The organism is Paraburkholderia piptadeniae (assembly GCF_900007165.1).
Taxonomy (GTDB): Bacteria; Pseudomonadota; Gammaproteobacteria; order Burkholderiales; family Burkholderiaceae; genus Paraburkholderia; species Paraburkholderia piptadeniae.
The window spans coordinates 52,971-73,565 of record NZ_CYGY02000025.1; the positions used below are offsets into that span (position 1 = coordinate 52,971).

Consider the following 20,595-nt stretch of genomic DNA (forward strand, 5'->3'; position numbering starts at 1 on the left):
TTGCCAGTCAGAAGTCGTAGACGAGAAAGCCCATGCCGCAGATCCATTCGACGCAGGGCTGATAGCCCAGCACGCGCGCCCGTCGTCCGCCCGCTGCGCCCATCGTCACGGTCCAGTTGAGAATTTCCAGGCCGCCGTGGCCGCCCTGCGATTCGATCTCGTCGTTCGTGAGCCCCGTGATGAAACCGACGTCGCCGCGCGCGTAGGCATCGAGGATCGCCCGATCCCAGCGTTCGTTGACGAGCGGCACCTTGCTCGTGCGCGCCATCTCGATCTCGTAGGCGCCGAGGTCGGTCATCAGGTTGGGGTCGGTCGCGAGCACGGCGCGGCCTTCCGTCTGAAATCGCTTCATGCGCGTCAGAAAGCCTTGCTGATCTTCCGGACGGTCGCGCCAGAAAGGCGGCCAGTGCGACAACCCGCCCGTTGCCAGCACAGCGACGCGCCGGTTTCCGGGCATTGCGGCAATCGCTTCACGCAATGCTTCGCCGAATGCATAGGCTCGCCGCGTCGTCGCCACGGGCGCGCTGAACACGTTGACGAATACGGGCACGATCGGGATGTCGGCTTCGGGGCGGATGAACTGGATCGGGACCATCAGGTTGTTGCCGTATTCGATCTCGCCCATGCGCGCCACGTCGAAGCCGCGCCCGACCATCTCGCGCAACAGCCACTCGGCTTCGCGCGGCGCGCCGCCGAACACCGTCTGGCGCATGAGACGCAGCGCCTCGAGCCAGTACGCGGCAGGGCCGACATGCTGTTCCGCCACGCCGATCGCGAACACGGGCATCAGGTTGCGATAAAGGTTCTCGAAATGATCGTCGAGGATCGCGACGATCAGATCGGGCCTCGCGGCTTCCAGATATGAGGCGATTTCGTCGACGGCGCGCTGCATGTCGCGCTGCATCTCGACGGGCGGATGATCGGGCCAGCCGAGCATTCCCGGCGCGTGCGACATGCTGATAGCGGCAACCAGCTCGGACATCGAACTCCTCCCTTGATGCGCTCAGATCTCGCGCTCGAACTGCACGACGCTGCTGAACGCGCTTCGCACCAGTGCGCAGATTTTTTGCGGATGCTCGACCGATGGCGCATGCCCGCAGCGGGCAATGAGCGCGAGGTCGCTGTGCAGAATGTGCTGGGCGAGCCGCATCGACGTTTCTTCTGCGGGACATGCCAGATCGTCGCGGCCATGCACGAAGGTGTAGGGCACCTTGATACGCGCGAGTTCTTCGGCGGAAATCTCCCAGGTGTCGGCGAGCGCCTGCGAAGGATCGAACATGCGCGTGAAGTAATCGCCGTAGTCACCGTCGGCCAGTACCGCCCAGCGCTTCGCGAGCAGTTCGTCGTCGAGTCCCGTCGCGTCGTACATGAGGCTTCGCATGCTGACGCGCAAATCGTCGAGCGAGCGCGGATAGGTCCACAGCCGCTGCAAATGTGCATTCACGGGAAAACGCGTGCCGACCGATCCCGTCGTCATGACGGCCGCCACGCGCGGCTCGCTTGCGGCAAGGCGCAACGACACCGCGCCCGACATCGAATGGCCGAACACGGCGACGGGTCCCGTCGGCATCCGCTCGATCAACGCGCGCGCCTGGCGCACCCAGAAGGAGAAATCGAAGTACGGTTCACTCTGCTTGCGCGCGGAGCGGCCGAAGCCGATCCAGTCCATCGCGAAGACATGAAAGTGCCTGGTGAGAAACGGCAACACCGCTTGAAACGCGCTGGCGATAGACGCGCCGGGACCGAGGCCGTGCATCAATAGCAGCGGCATCCGGCCCATTCGTCCACCCGTGTAGCCGGCCACTGCATGGCCTTCGAATTCGAACGGCAAGTCCTCGAGCATGGGCGCTCCAGCGGTTCTGGTTGAACGTGCAATACTTCTCCGATAAAACTGAATATTGTCTACAGCGGTTCGACCGACTTTGAAGCAGTGACGAAGGCGTCATGCACGCGGCGCACTCCCGCGTGGCGCGACCGGCGCATGCTGAAGGCGGCTCAGTGCAAACCCCAGGCGCATCGTCTCCACGTGCGTGCAGCGTTTTTTGGATTCAAAATCGCATCTGCTGGCGCTAGGTTATTGACACATTAAAGTGTCGTCACCCGATCATTTTTCACCCACCGACTGAGAAAAATTCACCTCCGTTATGAGTCGACCGCTTCCTCTGACCGCACTCAAGACATTTGAAGTCGCTGCGCGACTGTTGAGCTTCAAGCGCGCGGCTCAGGAACTGAACGTGACGCCGACGGCCGTCAGCCATCAGATCCAGAACCTCGAAGAGACGCTCGGAACCAAGCTGTTTCGCCGTCTGCCGGGCGGCCTCGAACTGACTAGCGCGGGCGAAGTGGCGCTGCCGTGCCTGCAGGAAGGCTTCGGCAAGCTCAAGGAGGCGATCGATCTGATCGGTAATGTGAGCAACGGCGATGTATTGACCGTGCTGGCCCCGCCGTCATTCGCGATGCGATGGCTGATGCCGCGCCTGCACCGTTTTGCGATCCACTACCCGGGCATCGATATTCGCGTGTCGACACGCACGCGTGAGTTCGCGTACCGCTCGCTGGGCGGCGTGCGTCCCGTGCCGACGGATTCGCTGCAGGCATGGTGCGACGAACTCGACGTGGTCGTTGCGTTCGGTTCGGGCAACTATCCGGGCTTTGCGGTCACGCAGCTTTTTCCACTCACCATTACCGCGCTGTGCTCGCCCCGGCTGCTGGATACGACCCTGCCTCTCGCGCTCGAAACACTCGGCCAGCATCAGTTGCTGCACGACGACCGCGGCATCATGTATGACCAGCAGTCGTATTGGGACACATGGCTGCAGGCGCAGCAGGTCAACGACATCGATACGACATCCGGACCGCACTTTTCCCATTCGATACTCGCGCTCGAAGCGGCCGTCGACGGACTCGGCATCACCGTCAGCACGCCGGCTCTCGCGCGTGAGTCGTTGCAGAACGGCAAGCTCGTCAAGCCGTTTCCGTTCGAGATGCCGCTGAGTTCGAGCTACTACCTGGTTTCAAACGAGAACATGGCGCGACGCGAAGCGGTTATGGCATTCCGCGATTGGGCTCTCGCCGAAGCGGGTGCCGAACGTGAAGAGCATGCGCGCGCGCTCGAGCGCGTCTAGCCGGCCTGGCGAGCCGGCTGTGCTGCGACGCTGGACGCTGCTCATCGTCGACGCTGTTAGCTGTCGAAATACCCGTTCTCGATCGCGCGAAGCCAGATCGGACCGATCACCCTCACCTGACGGTTGACGATGCTGTGGTTCAGCCCTTCGACGCGGATCAGAACATGCTTCCCGACATAAGGCTGCATCATCACGCGTGCGGCCTCCATGGCCTGAGGCGAATACACTTCATCGAGCGTGCCGTTCATGTCCCATACAGGCAGTCCGTGCAACGCGGGCCCCGGCATCGATGTCGCCATGATGTCGGTGAGGATCTTGTTGAAGCCCGCCTTCTTCTGTTCCGCGGGCAAGAAATCCGCGGAGTAAAGGCGCATCGCATCTTCGGCGAGCGAGCCGGCGTTGTAGAACATCACGGCATCTTCGACCGCCTTGAAACGCGGCTCTCTGAGATCGCGTTGCCAGCGCGCGTCCTTGTCTTGCGGATCGGCGTGCGTGTTGTAGAACTCGAAGTCCGCCCGCCCGCGCCCCCTCACTCGAAGCGCCGATTTCTCGTACGGCCAGTCCCACCGGCCCCCGACGGTCGATCCGTAGTAGTACGCGACGCCAGGCGGCGACGACCCCCAGTTGAGGTAGCCATCGGGTCTGATTCTTTCGGCCAGCGGCCACATGAGCGCGCCGCCCGTGGAAAAGCCCCAGTACAGCAGAAGCGCATGCTTGCGCTCGCTATCCGGCAACACCTTGCGCAGACCGGCCTCCAGTCCATCGACCATCGCAACGGGTGTGGCCGCAACGATCTCCTTGTAGAGCTCGGTCCCCGGCTTCGGAAAGCGGACGTATTCGCTTCCGCTGGAACTCGATGTCTTGCCGGCGGGCTGCATCGTGAAGTCGTCCTTCGACCAATAGGACGTCTGATGCTGCGAGAAGATCGGCATCCGCTCGTTGAGCGGGATCGATTCCCAGCTTCCCGTCCGATCAGGAGCTAGGAAATTCCAGCGGCCAATCCTGTTCAGCGCGATGAAGGTGACGCCCCGCTTCGCGAGCCAGACTCCGATGCCTTCCTTTCCCTCGTCGGTCACGATGAAACCGTTGGCGCTGGAGCTGCCTTCTTCGGTGGCTGCAAGCACGACCTTGCGGCCGTCGTGCAGCAGCGGCTTGTCGGGATCGAGGCGCATCACGACTTGCGTGAACGTCACACCGTTCGACTTGTAGTCCACATACTCGAGGCGCTTCGTGAAGCCGCTCGTTTCTGGAAAGTCGCGACCTGCAAGAATCTCCTCGACTTCCTTTTCCGGCACCGTGCTTTTGTCCGCAGGCAGATTCCAGGCGAATGCATGTGCCGCGCCCGTCATCAATGACACCATCAACCATGCTTTCCCAACTGTGCTGACGCCCATCGCTTCGATCTCCCCGTGAGAACAACACCATGAACCGCTCGATCCATCAGCAGGCGGCCAACGCAACGATCTCCACGCGGCACTGAGGATCGTTCAATTCCACCTTGCCGCAGCAGCGCGTCGGCGTTTTTCCGGCGACGACCCACGCGTCCCACACGGCGTTCATCGCGGCGAAGTCGTCCATGGTCTTGAGCCAGATCTGCGCGCTGAGCAAGCGCTCCTTCGACGTGCCCGCTTCGGCCAACAGCCCGTCGATCTTCGCCAGGACCTGGCGCGTCTGAGCCGCCACGTCGCCCGTGCGGTCGTCGGGCACCTGACCCGAGATGTATAGAATGCCGTTGTGAATCAGCGCGCGGCTGCGTCGCGCATTCTGGTCGATGCGCACGATGTCGTTCATTGGCGTGTTCCTCGTGATGGGTGAATGGACAGAATGTCGTGCAACGTCACGCGACGGCGCCCCACGCGCCACCGCCCGCTGTCTCCATCAGCACGCGGTCGCCCGCGTCGAGGATGCGCGGCTCCGTCGGATCGACGGATTGTCCGTTGACGAGCAGACGCCCAGGCTGGCCCGCGCCGCCGCCCGCAAGTCCGGGCGCCGCCGACTTGAGCTGCGTCATCAGGAACGAAGCGGTCACGTTGGTTGCGCCGGACAGCAGTTCGTACTCGAAGCTGATCCCGCAGCCGCCGGGATGCCGGCCCGCACCGCCACTGCCGCGGCGAATCTCGCGGCGCAGCACCCGGATCGGCGCGAGCGACTCCATCATCTCGACGGGCGTGTTACCGAGATTCGCGGGAAAGCTCAGCGCCGAGAAGCCTTTGCGGCGCGAGTTCGCCCCTTGCCCCGCGTTCAGAAAATTGACGACGGCGAAGCGCTTGCCGCGATATTCGCCCGACATCGTCATCGACGAATTCGGCGATCCGCCCGCCCATACCTTTTCCGGCAGCACGTCGCCCAGCGCCCGGAACACGCACGCCGGCAACAGGTGTCCGATTGCGCTGCGTCCGCCCGACGCGGCCGGATAGGTCGGATTGAGCAGCGAGCCGAGCGGCGCCTGCGTGGTGATCGGCACGAAGCTGCCCTCGTTGTTGGGAATGTCAGGACACAGCAGCGTCTTGATGCCGTACACGGTATAGGCAAACGTGTAGATCGGCACGACGTTCAGCGCGCGCGGAAGCTGCGCACTGGTGCCCGCGTAGTCGATGTCGATACGGTCGCCGCTCACTGTCAGTTTGCAATGCAGCTCGATCGGCTTGTCGAACCCATCGTGCAGCACGGTCGATTCGTACACGCCATCGGGAATGCGCCGAATCGCCTCGCGCATCGCGTTCTCCGAACGCTGCCGCACTTCCGCGCCGAGCGCATCGAGATCCACCGTATCGAGCAGGCCTTGCAGGCGCTCGCCCATCATCCGGCAAGCCGACACCTGCGCCCAGATGTCGCCCATGCCTTGCTCGGGCGCGCGCACGTTCTGCATGATCATCTCGATCAGGACTTCGTTCGGCCTGCCCTTGTCGAGCAGTTTCATCATCGGTATCTGCAGCCCTTCCTCGTAGATTTCGCGGCTGCTGTTGCTGCGCAGCTTGCCGCCGATGTCGACGAGGTGCGAGACAACAGCCGCGAACGCCACGACGCTTCCATTGCGAAAGATCGGCGTAACCGTGGTGACGTCGTGAATATGGCCCGAGCCTTGCCACGGGTCGTTGGTGATGAATACGTCGCCCTCGTGCATCGTCGCAGCGGGATACTTGTCGAGCACGTGACGCACCGTCGCCGGCAGGCAGCCGATGAAGCCGGGCAGACTCATCGTCGATTGCGCGAGCGAGCGGCCTTGCGCATCGGTGAGCACGATCGCGAAGTCGTTGCCGTCGCGCACCAGCGTCGAGAAGCAGGTTCGCACGAACGCTGCCGACGCTTCATCGACTACGCTGATAAGCCGCTTCCAAAGAATTTCGAGTTCGATCGGATCGAAACTGGCGGTTCGCGAGCACGTCGCCGTAGAGACTTGATTCATTTATTCGAATTCCCTGATGGTGATGGACGTCGTGAGATCGGGGAGCACAGTGACGTCCGACGCCACCGCGACAACGATCGTCGATTCGCGCTCTTCGAGAATCAGTGGCCCTTGCATGGTCCTGCCCGGACGCACCGAATAGCGGTCGTAGACAGGCACTTCGTCGTAACGCCCGCGCAGCGGCAGATAGATCGGGCGTTTGCCGCGCAGCGCATCACTGTCCTTCACGCGGTCGTCGCCCCATTCGAAGTGGTGCCCCGCCGTGCGCGCCTTGCCCGTCAGACGCCACGTGACCACCTGAGGCCGGGCATTGGGCACGAGCCGGCCGTACAGCTTTTCGTATTGTTCTTCGAACGAGCTCAGCACCTTTGCACTCGTAGCCTGCGTAACGGCTTCGTATGGAATGGAGATGGACACGTCAGCGCCCTGGCCGAAGTAGCGCATCTCCGCACCGATGCGCCATTCGACATCGGTGGCGCCCGCTGAGTCGAGTTCCGCTTCGCCTTCGCGCCTGAGCTTTTCCAGGTTCGCGGCGACCTGGTCCCACTCGGTGTCCGCGAGCAGTCGAGGACTGGAAAACGCGCGGTCCACACGCGCCGGCGCGGCCAGCATGCCGAGGCACGACCCTGCGCCCGCTGCAATCGGAATCAGCACGCGCGGGATGCGCAGCTTGCGCGCCACCTCGACGGCATGCACCGGCCCCGCGCCGCCTGTCGCGACCATCGCGAACTCGCGCGGATCGTGACCGTTCTCCGCAATGTGAATCCGCGCGGCGCTCGCCATGTTCTCGTTGACCATGTTGTAGATGCCCCACGCGACGTCGGCGGCAGGCATGCGCAATTGCCCCGCGAGGCGCTCCATCGCTGATTGAGCCCGGAACACATTCAGCTCCATCTCGCCGCCGAGGAAGTTGGTCGGGTTCAGATAGCCAAGCAGCAGGTCGGCGTCCGTGACCGTCGCGTCCGTGCCGCCACGGTCGTAACATGCCGGGCCCGGTACGGACCCGGACGACTCGGGTCCGATGTTCAAGAGCCCGAGTCGATTGCAGTGCGCGATCGAGCCACCTCCCGCGCCGATTTCGATCAGCTCGATACTGGGAATCAGAATCGGCAGGCCGGAACCGCGCTTGAACCTCTCGACGCGCGCGCACTCGAAGCTGTGCGCCACGGGCGGCTCGCCATCGACGGCCACGCATGCCTTCGCGGTCGTGCCGCCCATGTCGAATGCGAGCACGCGTTTCACATCGTTCTGGCAAGCGGTGTTGAGCGCCGACAGCACGCCCGCCGCCGGCCCCGATTCGAGGAGCAGGATCGGCGATTCGGCGCCCGAGCTTGCCGACGTGAAGCCCCCGCTCGATACCATCACGCGCAGCGGGATGCCGTCCTGAATCCGCGCGATGCGGTTTTCCAGTTCATGCAGATATTCCGCGACGATCGGCTTGACGTATGCGTTGGCGACAGCCGTGGAGGTTCGCTCGAACTCCTTGATCTCGCGTGCAAGGTCGGAGGACAACGACACCTTCAGCTTCGGCAACGCGTTCTTCAGGGCCGCTTCAATGCGCTTCTCGTTGACGTCGTTCACATACGCATGCAGCAGCGATACCGCAACGGAGTCGACGCCGAGCGCGGCGAGATCACCGATCATCGCGTCCAGCGCGGCTTCTGAAAGTGGCGTCAAGGTCTCGCCTTCGGCGTTCAACCGTTCGTCGATCTCGACGCGCAGATCGGGCGCCACGAGCGGTGTCGGCAGCACGATGTCCAGATCGTAGATGTCGTAGCGCCATTCGCGCCCGATGTCGAGCACGTCGCGCATGCCCTTCGTGGTGACGAGCGCGGTCTTCGCGCCCTTGCGTTCGATCAGCGTGTTGGTGATGAGCGTGGTTCCGTGAACGACCTCGCCGAGTTTCGGAGCCGCCGCACCCAGCGACGCCGACACCTGTTGAAGCAGATTCAGTGCGACGGTCGAAACGGCTTCGCCCGGATCGTTTGGTGTCGTCGGCGTCTTGCCGACCCAGATGCGACCGAGCGGAGACAGCGTCGCGACGCCGTCGGTGAAAGTGCCTCCGATGTCCACGGCAATGCGCAGGACATTGTTCGCTGCGATGGATGTGTCCAAGATGTCAGATTCCCGATGTTCAAAGGCCGCCCTGCGGCGCATCAATACGCCACGGTGATGAGGCGCTCTTCCGTCATTTCGCGGATCGCGTAGGACGGACCTTCGCGGCCGAACCCGCTGTCCTTCACGCCGCCGAACGGCATCGCGTCGATGCGCGCGCTGGACGCTTCGTTGATATGCACGCCGCCGAAGGCGAGCCGCTTCGCGGTCCGCAACGCGGTCTTCAGGTCCGATGTGAAGAGGCCCGCGGCGAGGCCGAAGTCGCTCGCGTTGGCGCCCGCCACCGCTTCGTCGATCTCGTCGAACTCGACGACCGATACGACGGGCGCGAAGATCTCCTGGCACATCACCTTCATGTTCGCTCGCACGCCATGCAGCACTGTCGGTTCGAAGAGCGCGCCCTCGCAACGGCCACCGGTGAGCACGCGCGCGCCGCCGTCGACTGCTTCGCGCACCCACGACGCCGCGCGCTCTGCATGGTGCGTCGAAATCATCGGGCCGATGATCGTTTTGGGGTCCGCCGGATCGCCATAAGGCGTCGCTCTCACTGCTTCGACGAACTTTGGTATGAAGCGCTCCGCGATGCTTCGCGCAACGAAAAGCCGCTGCACTGATGTGCACACCTGCCCTGCCTTGCGGAACCCGGCGTTGATGATCTTCGGAATGGCCAGGTCGAGATCGGCATCGGCGCAGACGATCGTGCTCGCGATGCTGCCGAGCTCCAGTTGCATGCCGCGCAACCCGGCTGCCTGCTGTATCTCGCGCCCTACCTGCGTGCTACCCGTGAACGCGTAGAAGGCGATGCGCTGATCTGCGAGCAGTTGCCTGCCGATGGCGCTGCCCGGCCCGTGCACGAGCGCGAGCAGACGCGGGGGCAAGCCCGCATCGATCAACGCCTTGCACAGCTCGACTGCCGATAGCGGCGTGACATTCGACGGCTTGATCACCACCGCGTTGCCTCCCGCGATGGCGGGCCCGACTTTATGCGCGAGCGTGTTGAGCGGGGAATTGAACGGCGTGATCGCGCAGACGACGCCGCGAGGCACGCGAATCGTGAAGCCGAGCCGGTTCTTGACTCCCGCAGCCGCCTCCATGGGCACCAGTTCTCCCGCCAGATGCTTGCCCTCTTCGGCGGACAGTTCGAGCGTCTGCACGCACCGGCGCACTTCGTTGTCGCCGTCGGCATGCGTGAAACCTGCCTCGTCGCGCATCAGTCCGATCAGCTTCCCGGACCGGCCCTCGATGATGCGCGCCGTTTCCATCAGGATGCGGTAACGCTCGTAAGGCGACAGCGTCGATGCCTCGAACCCGGCCAGTGCACCGTCGACTGCCTGCGTGACCTGTCTGGGCGAAGCAATCGCCATGGTGCCGTATTCGCGGCCATGATATTTGTCGGTCAACGTCTGGGCCGATTCTCCATCGACCCACTCGCCGCCAATCAGCAGCTTTGACATAGGGTGTCCTCCGTAAATGTGCCGCTACGCAATGCCTTGCATGAAGCGCATGCGGATCTTCGCGGGATCGCGCTCCGTCGTACCGGCCGGCTTTGCGTCGTCGATGCGCGCGCCGATGAAGGCAGGACCGTTCGCTGCAAGCGCGTCCTCCACCAGCGCTTCGAAGTGCGCTTCGTCGGCGGCCCATGCGCTGCTTGCGATGCCTGCGCCGCGCGCCATCGCCACGAGATCGACCGTTGCCGAAGTCAGCGTCTTTTGCGAACCGGTAATCTGATAGATACCGTTGTCCCAGACCACCATGAGCAGATTCCTCGGCGCACGCATCGCAACCGTGCCCAATGCGCCAAGCTGCATCAGCATCGAACCGTCTCCTTCGAGCGCCACCACCTTGCGCTGCGGCTGCGCAGTCGCAACGCCGAGCGCGATCGGAATCGCAAGTCCCATGCTGCCGAGCATGTAGAAGTTCTGCGGACGCTGGCCGCTTGCCCAAAGATCGAAATTGGTATTGCCGATGCCGCCTATCACAGCCTCGTCGTGCCTGAGCATCGCAACGAGCCGTCGCGTCAGATCGGAACGGTTCATCACCTTGGCGGCGCTGCGTTCCATTGCGTTGGATTCGGGTGAATTCATGGATTGCTCCGCCTTCAATGGGACGTGTTGCTCTTCTTGGTGAGCAGCGGGGAAAGAATGATGGCGGCAGGCTCCTGCGTCGTGAACGCCTGCTTGACCATGCGGTCGGTCACGAACTCGACGTCGTCGAGCCGCTCGATCGCGAAGTGTTCGATGCCGAGCGAGGTCAACACGGGGCGCATCGTGCGGCAAACCACGGCCTGCCCGAGTTGGAAGTCGCCCAGCGTTCCACGCTCGGAAATCAGCATGACGAGCGGTAACTGATACGGACGCACCAGCGAAGCGAGCGCGTTCGGCAGTGTGGCGAAGCCGCTCGTCTGCATCAGCGTGATGCCTCGCATGCCGGCCATATAGGCGCCGACCGTGATGCCCACGGCTTCTTCCTCGCGCGCCGGACAGATCACCGTAAAGTAGGGGTCCGCATGCAGGGCCGTGATCAACGGCGAGAGCACATTGTCCGGCACATAGGTCACGAGCCGAACTTCGTTGGCTTTCAAGACCTGCACGACGATATCGGACCAGGTCTTGACGGGTGTTTGGACAGACATTCGGTTTCCTCTTCTGGATGCCTCGCTAAACGTCGGCGGTGTCTGGCGCCGATTCGTTACAGGCATGCTAAGTCCGCCATTTCATAACCACAAACAACTAGTTTTTATTCATTGATCGTTCTAAAAGATAAATTGCGTGGCGCGATGCTCTTACTAAATCGCGAAGAGCGACGCAGCATGTCGGGACTTCATGGATTTCGAAGTGATGTGCAAAACTACATGGCACTCACATCGATCGATTGCAGGCGGAAAACGGGGAACGCGACGCATGGAATCGCGCGAGCTGCGCTACTTCGTCAAAGCTCGCTCTCGTGGCGGCTGATTTGCTGGCTAAGCGCGGACGGCTTTCCACCCGCCTCTTTACGCGGACGTGCCGGGGCGGTGTACTCTTCAACGGTCCGCACGAATTGCCCTTCGTCGCCTCTTCGTCGCGGGAGAAACGATGGCCGGCAACGTGCTCGGCAAAGGCTATACGGCAGGAGTAGGAATCTCGATCGGCGCTGCGTTCGGACGCCGCCGCCCTGCTGAGGTACACGATTGAAAGACGTCAACCCAGCGATCTACCGCTCAAATCGGATTGAGCGGTCACCGCGTGGTTAATTTTTAGCCCCCGCTCGTCAGGGTTTTACTTATCGTCTTTGTCGGGATTGGGGCGGTCATTTCCACTGCTGGCTCGAACCTGGCACGCAGCAGCCGCCCGCGAGGGCGGCAAGCCCGCCACTAGCGCATCTTAAGGATCACCACCTGCTCAGTGCTCATATTGGTCGAGGCCCGCAATTTCCCGACGTCCGCTCTCGTCACCGCCCCCGCCTGGTTGCCCCAGGCCTGCCGTATCCAGGTCGCGACATCCGCGATCTGCTGGTCATTGAGCTGCAACCTGAAAGGCGCCATCCGATAGGTGTCCGGCATCCCCTTGCGCACGACCCGCTGCGCACCGTTCAGAATCAGGTTGATGACGGACGACGGATCGTTCGACAGCACGTTGGGATTGCCCGCCAGCGATGGCAGCCCATCGCCGAGGCCTTTGCCGTCCATGCCGTGACAGCTTGCGCATTGCGTGCGGAACACCGCCGCGCCCGGCTTCGTGATATCGCCGCGCTGAAGTGCCTTTGCCGTTGCATCGCTATAGGTGTACGTATCCTTGCCACCGGGAGTCGCCGTCAAGGACTTCAGATAAACGGCAATGGCGTGCTGATCGCTTTCGCTGAGGAACTGTGAGCTGTTGTTGTAAACGTCGATCATCGAGCCGAAAACGGACGCATGACCATTTACGCCATTCTTGAGGAAAGCAACGATTTCGTCCTCGCTCCAGCGGCCAAGTCCTGTGTCGGCGTTACCGCGCAGATTGCTCGCGGTCCAGCCGTCGAGCGTCGCGCCGCCTAGAAAGCGACTGTCGCTCTCGTCGAGTGCGCGCTCCTGGAAAAGCAGGCCGCGCGAGGTATGACAGGCGCCGCAATGCCCCAGTCCTTGCACGAGATAGGCCCCGCGATTCCAGACGGCATCGTGCGACGCTTCCGTCGTGTACGGCTTGCTGTCGACGAACAGCGCATTCCACGCGGCAAGCGGCCATCGCGCGTTCATGGGCCATTCGATCTCGGACGCCCGGTTCATTTGATGCACGAGTGCAACGTCGTGCATGAAGTAGTCGTACAGGGCCGCGAGATCGCTGTCGCTGATCTTTGCATACGACGGATACGGCATGGCTGGATATAGCCTATGTCCGTCCTTCGCCACGCCCTTGCGCACTGCGCGGTCGAAGTCGGCGAGGCTGTAGCTGCCGATACCCGTCTGCCTGTCGGGCGTGATGTTGGTGCTGAAGATATTGCCAAGAGGCGTTCCCATCTTGAGACCGCCCGCAAACGGCTTCCCGTTCGGCACCGAGTGACACGCGACGCAGTCCGCCGCCCTCGCCAGATATGCGCCCTTCGACTCGGACTTGCTCTGGGCCAACACAGCATGACTGGACATCGCAAGCATCACCGACGCGTACACAGCGCAGATGCGAATAAAATTCGGAAGTTTCATGCCTGCCTTCTCGATGTTTTGTTTTTATACCGTCTTGCAGGGTGAAGGGCACGTGGCGCGTCCTTACGTCAAACGATCCAGCCGACCAGCAAGAGCCGACTACGCAGCATCAAGCGCCGCCTTGACCCTGTCGGGTGTGAGCGGCAGTTCGCGTATGCGCACGCCTGTCGCCGCAAATACCGCGTTGCCAATCGCGCAAGCGGGCGTGACGTTCGGGACTTCTCCGGCGCCCAGCGGAGGGTGATCGGTATCGATTAGCGTGACGTCGATAAACTCGGGCAGGTCGTTAAACTGAAGTACCGGGTAGGTCAACCAGTCCGACGAAGCTACAGCGGCTCCTCGAAACAGCACCTCTTCTTTCAGTGCGCGGCTGATGCCCATGATGGTGCCGCCCTCAGCCTGCGCGCGCAGCCCGTCGGGATTGGCGATGCGCCCGGCGTCAAAGGCAACGAAGACGCGCTTGACGCGAATCGCGCCCGTCTTGCGGTTCAGCACCACGTCGACGATTGTCGCGAGATTGCCCCATGCACCCCGTGGTTCGCGAGCTTGCCGTCGCCTGCGCACAGCGACCCGATGCCTCGCGCCTCGATCAGATCCCCGTTTATCACGGGCTTCTGCGACGCCTTCCAGCCCGCTTTACGGGCTAACGTCTCGAGCACGGTGCGCGAGCGCTCGTTTGACGTGTGCTTGAGTCGGAACGCGACGGGGTCCATCCCGGCTTTCGCCGCAAGTTCGTCCATCATGCATTCGATTGCAAACGTATTCTGGATGCCCGCTACCGAGCGCATGTAGATGGCGCGCACGATCTCGTCTGTGTAGCGCGTGATGACATGCAGATTGGCAATATCGTAGCTGGGATTGTCCGCGCCGCCGCTCAGGCGCTTATGTCCTGGATTGGTGCCGAGCGCGCGCCAGGCCAGGATGTTGCCACGCTCCGCAGTCGAATGTCCGGGCGTACGGTTCTCGAACTCCCAGGCGACGATGGTTCCGTGCGTATCGAGACCCGCTTTCACGCGAATAACAGCGGCGGGACAGAACGGCGACCATTGATTTTCATCGGCACGCTGCCACTGTACGCGCACAGGTCGGCCCACAGCCTGCGACAGCAAGGCCGCATCGCCTGCCGCGTCGTCTACTCCGAGACGTCCATACGACCCCGAGCCTTGCACCCAGATCAGATGCACTTGATCCACCGGCAGCCCCATCATCGCGGCGACATCATCTCTCGTGCCCTCGGGCCACTGCGTTCCGGACCACAATGTCAGATTGCCGTCACGAAAGTCAGCGACCGCGCAAGACGGCCCCATCATGCCATGGGAGTTGACGGGCAACAGATACGTGGCCTCGAGGATCGAAGTCGCGCCGGCGAACGCTTTGGCCGTATCGCCCACTCTGCCTTCGACTGTCTCGTTGATGAGTGGCGTGTTGCGGACTGTCGTGTACACGTCGTCGAGGTTCTGCTCTGCGGCGACTGGCGCCCATGTCACCCGCAGTGCATTGAGCGCGCGCACGGCCGCCTGTTCCGTTTCCGCTACGATGCCGACAAAATTCTTGCGCGTCACGACCTTGACCACGCCGGGCACCGGCTGGGGAAAACCGTCGACGGAAACCAGCTTCATACCGCGCTTCGGCGGCAATACGACAGTGCCGTGCAACATGCCGTCGACTACGACATCGTGCACGTACCCGTGCGACACACGACCGGCGATGACATCTGGAAATCCCAGTGCGGAAGACCGGTACGGACTCCATCAGTATTCGAAGGACACTCCGCACCATGGGCAAGAAACTTACCGACGCACAAATCCAGCACTACCGCGATTTCGGCTACGTGAGTCCCGTCGACGCATTTTCCGCCGACGAGGCAGGCAACTACCTGCAACAACTCGAAGCCTTCGAGGCCACCCTTAATCAGCAGATGGGCAAAGGCTTCAACTTCAAGCCGCATCTGCTGTTTCCGTGGGTCGACGAAATCGGCCGTCATCCGGCCGTGCTCGATGCCGTCGAAGACCTGATCGGGCCGGACATTTTGCTGTTCAACCTCGCCGTGTGGCCGAAGAAAGCGCGCGATCCGGCGTATGTGTCATGGCATCAGGATTCGACGTACTTCGGGCTGGAGCCGAGCACGCAGGTCACCATCTGGGTCGCGCTGACCGACGCGTCGATCGAGGCAGGCTGCATGGAGGTCGTGCCGGGCTCGCACAAGCTCGGCCAGTTGCACCACGGCGAAGTGCCGTCGAAGGACATTCTGCTGTCCAAAGGACAAACCATCGACGTGCCTTACAACAGCAGCAAAACGGCGTTCATGCCCGTCAAGCCCGGCCAGTTCTCGATCCACGACACGTATCTGATTCACGCGTCCGGCCCGAATCAGTCCGACCATCGGCGCGTCGGCCTCGGCTTCAGCTACATCCCGACACATGCGCGCAACAACGGCTCGACTCGCCTGACGGCGATGCTCGTGCGCGGCGAGGACACGTTTGGCTACTACGACGACGAACCGCGCCCGCGCGTGAGCTACGGCGAGGCGGAGCAGGCGTTCCATCGCGACGCAGTGGCGCGCTTCCAGCGCGGGCTCGACGAGCAGGCCGCCAAATACTGAAAAATCGCATTCTCAATATGCCGAAGACAGGCCGGGTGTTCCCGATCGCGAATCGACACGCTGTGTCCTGGCGGCATCCGGACCATCGCGCCCGGTTCGCGAGGAGCATGCCGCCGCGACCGTCATCATCGTGACGGGTATCACATTGGTGGCGGTGATTGGCGTGACGAGCAGTGCAACGCCGAGCCGGGTCTTCGTGATGGAAATTCCCTGGAAATGATCAGTGCGGGGCACGTGCCTCAGAGAGAGGCACGTGCCTTTGCGGATCACGCAGTGACGATGTTCATGCCGACCTCGATGTTGCCGCGCACAGACTTCGAGTACGGGCACATCTGATGGGCCAGGTGCGCGATTGCCTCGACGACTTCCTTTGCCACACCCGGGACGCGGATCGTGAACTGGGCGCCGAGGTGCCACGCTGCACCCGTCTGCCCGATGTTCACCTGGATGTCGACGGAATAGTCGGGCGGCAGCGTGACCTTCTCCAGCTGGGCCGCCATCCCGAACACGGTGGTGTAACAGGCCGACCAGGCGCCCGCAAACAACTGCTCGGCTCTCGGGTGCGGCTCGGTGGCGATGAACTCGCGGCTGTCACAGCCAGGCGCGGACTCACGGAAGTCCCAGTCTTGCCTTACCTTGCGCTATCAGCAGGGTGGCGGTTCCGTGTTGCAGAAGGATATGAAGATGTTTGGGAAGATCCCGGTCTCCTGTCCGCGCGGAGCAGCGTTGAATGACTATTAGCGCAACTGTATGAGTGATATTCGGCTACAGCGGCTTGCTGGCGACTCCGGCCCGTCCTACTCTCGACCATAGCCGCCCTTCCAATAGTTGCCGGGTCGGCCATTTTCTGCGATCCACACACTGACATGCCTTCCGATTGCGGAAGATGCCAGCCTTATCGGAGAAGACATGCACGACAACCTGATTCCCGTCGTCGTAAGCCGGAAATGGCAAATTGCCGAGGGATACCATGCCGTTGAACTTCGACCAACGCATAAAGCCGTGCTTCCGCCATTTGACGATGGGTCACGCGTCACCCTCTGTCTGAATAGCGCTGGCGGCAAAGAAAGGTTTTATCCTTTGCTCCGTTTTTCGTCCCTGTCCGATGGTTACGTGGTCGGCACGAGACAAGGAGGTGATGGCAGAACGGATAATTTGCTGTCCGATTTTCCGTTGAATGAACGAGACGAAGTATTTGTCGGCATCCCCGAAAGCCCACCAACCATCGTGGACGAGCGTGTGCGATCTATCCTTTTTGCTGCTGGGATAGGCGTGGCACCGATCGCGGGAATCGCGAAGCGGCTTGCAACGGCGGGTCAAAGGTTCGAGGTGCACAACTTCGCCCGATCGGCCGACCGCGCAGTTCTACGGGAAGAACTTCATGCGCTGCGAAGTCATGGCAAGGTCAGTCATTACTTCGGCTTGTCCGACGATCTGTTCGCGCAGAAGTGTTCCCACGCAATGAGTCCAACTCATGCCAACACTCAGATTTACTGCAGTGGTCCCCCGGCTTTCATGGATTGCATTGAGCGCCAGGCCCGCGAATGGGTGTACGCCGCGAACATTCATAAAATCGTGCTCGGTGACCACACCGCATAGCCCGCGGCGGCGCGACGTTCACACGTTGCCAACATGAACGGATCGTGCGAGACAACTCGAGAAGAATGCGCGCGGGAGGCGCTCAAACAGAAGAAACGGCGCCCCCGTTTCATCGTGCGGAAGTGAGCGGCATCGAAACGCGTCGCACAGCCATGGCGCAACGCGACTCGCCTGCCGTCTCTCCTTGCCGCCACTTCAGGCGTGAGCGTCCCTGCGAGATGCAGCTACGTCAACTGGATGCACCGGTTGCGCGCGGTTCAGCGCAATCCACTCGCTCAGGATCTTCATCTTTGGCTGACAGGCAACACAGTCAGGATATACAAAATAGTAGCGCGCCCCCGTTTCGACAAAGGTATCGAACGGCATGACGAGGCGCCTGGCCGCCACGTCTTCACTGACCAGTGTCCGGTCACTGATGGCCACCCCGAAGCCCTGCATGGCCGCGTTTGTTGCCAGATCGAGCGTGTCGAAACTCGGCCCGAGGTTCGCATCGACCCCGGATGCGCCGGCATGACCGAGCCACAGCTTCCAGTCCCGATGGTCGCGCGTCGGATGCAGCAGAGTGAATTGCGCAAGATCGTCAACGCTGAGGAGTGGCGCTTTGCCCAGCAATTCAGGAGCGCAGACGGGTGTGATCTGCTCCTCGAACAGCGGCACGGCGTGAACATCGACTCCGGGCGACGAACCGTAGATGATAGCGGCATCGAATGGCTCGGCCTGGAAGTCGACGTCATGTTGCCAGGTCGTCGTGATCTGAAGCTGCAGGTCGGGATGTTCGCCCTGAAAACGCATGATCCTGGGCAGCATCCAGCGCATGACGCACGTCGGCACCTTCAATGCGACATCCGTGCGCTGGCGTGTGAGTCGCAGCGAGACCTCCTCGATGCGCCCAAAGCTCTCCCTGACCGTCGGCAACAGCATTTCGCCTTCAGCCGTCAGTGTGAGTCCTTTCGGGCCCCGGATGAAGAGCGGAAACTGGTAATAGTCTTCCAGCGCGAGAATCTGGCGGCTGACGGCCCCTTGCGTCAGGCATAGATACTCGGCCGCACGGGTGAAACTGCGGTGTCGAGCCACCATTTCGAAAACCTGGAGTGCGTGTAATGGAGGAAGTCGTCTCATGGATGCAGCCGTCCCGTACGAAAGGGCGTCAGAACTCCGCATGCGCCCATCCATAAGCGTCTAATGCAGGATCTTGCCCAGAAAATCTCTCGCCCGGTCGGACCTGGGGTTCGCGAAAAACGCTTCCTTCAGGTCATCTTCGACAATGCGGCCGTGATCCATGAATATCACACGGTGCGCGACCTTCCGGGCAAAGCCCATTTCGTGCGTCACACACATCATCGTCATGCCTTCCTGCGCGAGTTCGACCATCACGTCGAGCACCTCGTTGATCATCTCCGGATCGAGCGCCGAAGTTGGCTCGTCGAACAGCATCGCGACCGGGTCCATCGACAGCGCGCGGGCGATCGCCACGCGCTGCTGCTGGCCGCCGGAAAGTTGGCCGGGATACTTGTCGGCATGGGCACGCAAGCCGACCCGGTGAAGCAGCCGCAGTGCCTTGTCGGCAGCCTCGTCCCTCCGCCTCCCGAGCACCTTCATCTGCGCGAGCGTCAGGTTGTCTGTGATCGACATATGCGGGAAAAGCTCGAAATGCTGAAATACCATGCCGACCTTCGAGCGCAGTTTCGACAGGTTCGTTTTTGCGTCACCGACCGACTCACCGTTGATCGTGATCTCGCCGCCCTGGAACGGCTCGAGTCCGTTGACGGTCTTGATCAGCGTCGACTTGCCCGAGCCCGACGGACCGCATACCACCACCACTTCGCCTTTCTTCACTTCGGTGCTGCAATCGGCAAGCACCTGGAACTGACCGTACCATTTCGATACGTTGCTGATGGAAATCATGTTGAAACCTGTCTCTCGTGATGTCGTGCTGCTGCCGTATCCGTTCACTCCGGCGTTCGCGGCTTGCATCGCCGCGCCGCCCAGGACGTGAAATTGATTCAGTGCGCGGTGCGTGCCGCGATCAGCCGGCAGGCATGGGCCGGCATCTCCGCCAGCACCCGTATGCCGACCGCAAGGGAAGGCGTCTCGCGCGGCGTCGTAGCCGCTGTCAGCGTGAAGCCATCGCAGTCGATGGTGGCCTCGATCGAAGCCCCGACGTCGCGCACGAACGTGACCTTGCCGGCGAGAACGTTCGGTCCAGGCGTTGCGTCGATGGGCCGCACGCACACGTCCTCCGGCCGGATCAGCAGACGGATATCGCCCGCTGTGCGCGCGACGCGCGAAGCGGCATGCACGGAGATCGTCCGGCCGCCCGGCAACCCGATTCTGTCCTCGCCATCGAAGGTCACGGGCAGGATGTTGCCGAGCCCGATGAAGTCCGCCACGAACTCGCTCACGGGATCACGGTAGATATCGAGCGGCCTGCCGACCTGGGCGATGCGCCCTTTTTCCATCACGACAATCTCGTCTGCCATCGTCATGGCTTCGCGCTGATCATGCGTGACCATGATCGTCGTAATGCCCAGGCGCTGCTGCAGCATCCGGATCTCCACCTGCATGGCTTCGCGCAGCTTCGCGTCGAGCGCCGAGAGCGGCTCGTCGAGCAGCAGCAATTTCGGCGATGACGCAATGGCGCGCGCAATCGCGACGCGCTGACGCTGTCCTCCCGAGAGCTGCGTAACCGGCCGGTTGGCCATATGCGGCAACTGGATCAGTTCGAGCAGTTCGGCAACGCGCCTTGCCTGAGCGCCGCGCTCGACACGGCGCAACCGCAACGGATACGCGACGTTTTCCGCGACGCTCATGTGCGGGAACAACGCGAGCGACTGGAACACCATGCCAAAATCGCGGCGGTTCGCCGGCACATGGGTGAGGTCGCGGCCCGCAAACATCACCGAGCCGGAAGTCGGCGTTTCGAGCCCGGCAATCATGCGCAACAGCGTCGTCTTGCCGCAACCGGATGGCCCGAGAAAGCAGACAAGCTTGCCGTCGGGCACGCTCAGATCGACATGATCGACGGCGAACGTGTTGTGAAAGCGCTTGGTGACGGCTTGAAGCGTCAGATGAGTCATGAGCATTCCTTATC

General features: G+C 62.2%; 18 protein-coding genes and 1 pseudogene. 3 read left to right on the forward strand and 16 right to left on the reverse strand.

The genetic code is table 11. The features are described 5' to 3' along the window. Window positions 1–7: 7 nt before the first annotated feature. Together BN2476_RS13210 and BN2476_RS13215 are read right to left on the reverse strand one after the other, a co-directional pair. Complete coding sequence (locus BN2476_RS13210) at window positions 8–982, reverse strand: DODA-type extradiol aromatic ring-opening family dioxygenase (protein ID WP_087734627.1); 975 nt, start codon at window positions 980–982, stop codon at window positions 8–10. Between the two features lie 21 nt (window positions 983–1,003). Continuing rightward, entirely contained in the window at window positions 1,004–1,843 is an 840-nt protein-coding gene (locus tag BN2476_RS13215; RefSeq protein ID WP_087734628.1) for an alpha/beta fold hydrolase, read from the reverse strand. A gap of 301 nt (window positions 1,844–2,144) precedes the next feature. Here BN2476_RS13215 and BN2476_RS13220 point away from each other — a divergent pair, with 301 nt between their 5' ends. Further along, window positions 2,145–3,125: a LysR substrate-binding domain-containing protein gene (locus tag BN2476_RS13220; RefSeq protein ID WP_087734629.1), complete on the forward strand. Its 981-nt coding sequence runs from the start codon at window positions 2,145–2,147 to the stop codon at window positions 3,123–3,125. A 56-nt stretch (window positions 3,126–3,181) separates the two neighbouring features. Here the strand turns inward: BN2476_RS13220 and BN2476_RS13225 are convergent, their stop codons facing one another. The 10 genes from BN2476_RS13225 to BN2476_RS13270 all read right to left on the reverse strand — a co-directional run bounded on the left by BN2476_RS13225 (window position 3,182) and on the right by BN2476_RS13270 (window position 14,985). Next, the gene (locus BN2476_RS13225) at window positions 3,182–4,519 is read right to left on the reverse strand and encodes a hypothetical protein (protein WP_143810957.1); all 1,338 of its coding nucleotides are present in this window, start codon (window positions 4,517–4,519) and stop codon (window positions 3,182–3,184) included. Window positions 4,520–4,565: 46 nt separating this feature from the next. Next, window positions 4,566–4,916 carry a RidA family protein gene (locus BN2476_RS13230; RefSeq protein ID WP_087734631.1) on the reverse strand — a complete coding sequence of 117 codons (351 nt, stop codon included), beginning with the start codon at window positions 4,914–4,916 and terminating at the stop codon, window positions 4,566–4,568. A gap of 46 nt (window positions 4,917–4,962) precedes the next feature. Further along, the gene (locus BN2476_RS13235) at window positions 4,963–6,531 is read right to left on the reverse strand and encodes a hydantoinase B/oxoprolinase family protein (protein WP_087734632.1); all 1,569 of its coding nucleotides are present in this window, start codon (window positions 6,529–6,531) and stop codon (window positions 4,963–4,965) included. Further along, entirely contained in the window at window positions 6,532–8,646 is a 2,115-nt protein-coding gene (locus BN2476_RS13240; RefSeq protein WP_235850810.1) for a hydantoinase/oxoprolinase family protein, read from the reverse strand. Window positions 8,647–8,687: 41 nt separating this feature from the next. Beyond that, window positions 8,688–10,100: an aldehyde dehydrogenase family protein gene (locus BN2476_RS13245; RefSeq protein ID WP_087734634.1), complete on the reverse strand. Its 1,413-nt coding sequence runs from the start codon at window positions 10,098–10,100 to the stop codon at window positions 8,688–8,690. A 24-nt stretch (window positions 10,101–10,124) separates the two neighbouring features. Continuing rightward, a complete protein-coding gene (locus BN2476_RS13250) occupies window positions 10,125–10,730 on the reverse strand; it encodes a thiamine pyrophosphate-dependent enzyme (protein ID WP_087734635.1) in 606 nt (201 codons plus the stop codon). Between the two features lie 14 nt (window positions 10,731–10,744). Further along, window positions 10,745–11,278 (reverse strand): thiamine pyrophosphate-binding protein, encoded by a 534-nt coding sequence (locus BN2476_RS13255; RefSeq protein ID WP_173819616.1) that lies wholly within the window; start codon window positions 11,276–11,278, stop codon window positions 10,745–10,747. 720 nt (window positions 11,279–11,998) lie between these two features. After that, window positions 11,999–13,303, reverse strand: a complete 1,305-nt coding sequence (locus BN2476_RS13260; protein ID WP_087734637.1) for a c-type cytochrome — start codon at window positions 13,301–13,303, stop codon at window positions 11,999–12,001. Window positions 13,304–13,402: 99 nt separating this feature from the next. Beyond that, on the reverse strand, window positions 13,403–13,867 hold the full coding sequence (locus BN2476_RS13265; RefSeq protein WP_160111711.1) for a molybdopterin cofactor-binding domain-containing protein: 465 nt from the start codon (window positions 13,865–13,867) through the stop codon (window positions 13,403–13,405). Further along, the gene (locus BN2476_RS13270) at window positions 13,792–14,985 is read right to left on the reverse strand and encodes a xanthine dehydrogenase family protein molybdopterin-binding subunit (protein WP_143810958.1); all 1,194 of its coding nucleotides are present in this window, start codon (window positions 14,983–14,985) and stop codon (window positions 13,792–13,794) included. The genes BN2476_RS13265 and BN2476_RS13270 overlap by 76 nt, the downstream gene beginning before the upstream one ends. Before the next feature lie 95 nt (window positions 14,986–15,080). Between BN2476_RS13270 and BN2476_RS13275 the strand changes: the two genes are divergently transcribed. Beyond that, on the forward strand, window positions 15,081–15,905 hold the full coding sequence (locus BN2476_RS13275) for a phytanoyl-CoA dioxygenase family protein (RefSeq protein ID WP_087734640.1): 825 nt from the start codon (window positions 15,081–15,083) through the stop codon (window positions 15,903–15,905). Window positions 15,906–16,171: 266 nt separating this feature from the next. Here BN2476_RS13275 and BN2476_RS13280 read toward each other — a convergent pair. Beyond that, a pseudogene (locus tag BN2476_RS13280) lies at window positions 16,172–16,480 on the reverse strand (OsmC family protein); the annotation flags it as partial. A 334-nt stretch (window positions 16,481–16,814) separates the two neighbouring features. Here BN2476_RS13280 and BN2476_RS13285 point away from each other — a divergent pair. Further along, window positions 16,815–17,504: a ferredoxin reductase domain-containing protein gene (locus BN2476_RS13285; RefSeq protein WP_087734642.1), complete on the forward strand. Its 690-nt coding sequence runs from the start codon at window positions 16,815–16,817 to the stop codon at window positions 17,502–17,504. Window positions 17,505–17,699: 195 nt separating this feature from the next. Here BN2476_RS13285 and BN2476_RS13290 read toward each other — a convergent pair whose 3' ends face one another. The 3 genes from BN2476_RS13290 to BN2476_RS13300 all read right to left on the reverse strand — a co-directional run bounded on the left by BN2476_RS13290 (window position 17,700) and on the right by BN2476_RS13300 (window position 20,581). Then, window positions 17,700–18,623, reverse strand: a complete 924-nt coding sequence (locus BN2476_RS13290) for a LysR substrate-binding domain-containing protein (protein ID WP_087734643.1) — start codon at window positions 18,621–18,623, stop codon at window positions 17,700–17,702. Window positions 18,624–18,683: 60 nt separating this feature from the next. After that, complete coding sequence (locus tag BN2476_RS13295; protein WP_087734722.1) at window positions 18,684–19,409, reverse strand: amino acid ABC transporter ATP-binding protein; 726 nt, start codon at window positions 19,407–19,409, stop codon at window positions 18,684–18,686. Between the two features lie 98 nt (window positions 19,410–19,507). Continuing rightward, window positions 19,508–20,581 carry an ABC transporter ATP-binding protein gene (locus BN2476_RS13300; RefSeq protein WP_087734723.1) on the reverse strand — a complete coding sequence of 358 codons (1,074 nt, stop codon included), beginning with the start codon at window positions 20,579–20,581 and terminating at the stop codon, window positions 19,508–19,510. Window positions 20,582–20,595 lie beyond the last annotated feature (14 nt).

Coding starts and splice junctions, on each gene's coding strand:
- BN2476_RS13255 (WP_173819616.1), bottom strand. CDS start 11,278: ATGTCTGTCCAAACACCCGTCAAGACCTGGTCCGATATCGTCGTGCAG.
- BN2476_RS13235 (WP_087734632.1), bottom strand. CDS start 6,531: ATGAATCAAGTCTCTACGGCGACGTGCTCGCGAACCGCCAGTTTCGAT.
- BN2476_RS13295 (WP_087734722.1), bottom strand. CDS start 19,409: ATGATTTCCATCAGCAACGTATCGAAATGGTACGGTCAGTTCCAGGTG.
- BN2476_RS13290 (WP_087734643.1), bottom strand. CDS start 18,623: ATGAGACGACTTCCTCCATTACACGCACTCCAGGTTTTCGAAATGGTG.
- BN2476_RS13210 (WP_087734627.1), bottom strand. CDS start 982: ATGTCCGAGCTGGTTGCCGCTATCAGCATGTCGCACGCGCCGGGAATG.
- BN2476_RS13245 (WP_087734634.1), bottom strand. CDS start 10,100: ATGTCAAAGCTGCTGATTGGCGGCGAGTGGGTCGATGGAGAATCGGCC.
- BN2476_RS13215 (WP_087734628.1), bottom strand. CDS start 1,843: ATGCTCGAGGACTTGCCGTTCGAATTCGAAGGCCATGCAGTGGCCGGC.
- BN2476_RS13260 (WP_087734637.1), bottom strand. CDS start 13,303: ATGAAACTTCCGAATTTTATTCGCATCTGCGCTGTGTACGCGTCGGTG.
- BN2476_RS13220 (WP_087734629.1), top strand. CDS start 2,145: ATGAGTCGACCGCTTCCTCTGACCGCACTCAAGACATTTGAAGTCGCT.
- BN2476_RS13250 (WP_087734635.1), bottom strand. CDS start 10,730: ATGAATTCACCCGAATCCAACGCAATGGAACGCAGCGCCGCCAAGGTG.
- BN2476_RS13285 (WP_087734642.1), top strand. CDS start 16,815: ATGCACGACAACCTGATTCCCGTCGTCGTAAGCCGGAAATGGCAAATT.
- BN2476_RS13230 (WP_087734631.1), bottom strand. CDS start 4,916: ATGAACGACATCGTGCGCATCGACCAGAATGCGCGACGCAGCCGCGCG.
- BN2476_RS13225 (WP_143810957.1), bottom strand. CDS start 4,519: ATGGGCGTCAGCACAGTTGGGAAAGCATGGTTGATGGTGTCATTGATG.
- BN2476_RS13300 (WP_087734723.1), bottom strand. CDS start 20,581: ATGACTCATCTGACGCTTCAAGCCGTCACCAAGCGCTTTCACAACACG.
- BN2476_RS13275 (WP_087734640.1), top strand. CDS start 15,081: ATGGGCAAGAAACTTACCGACGCACAAATCCAGCACTACCGCGATTTC.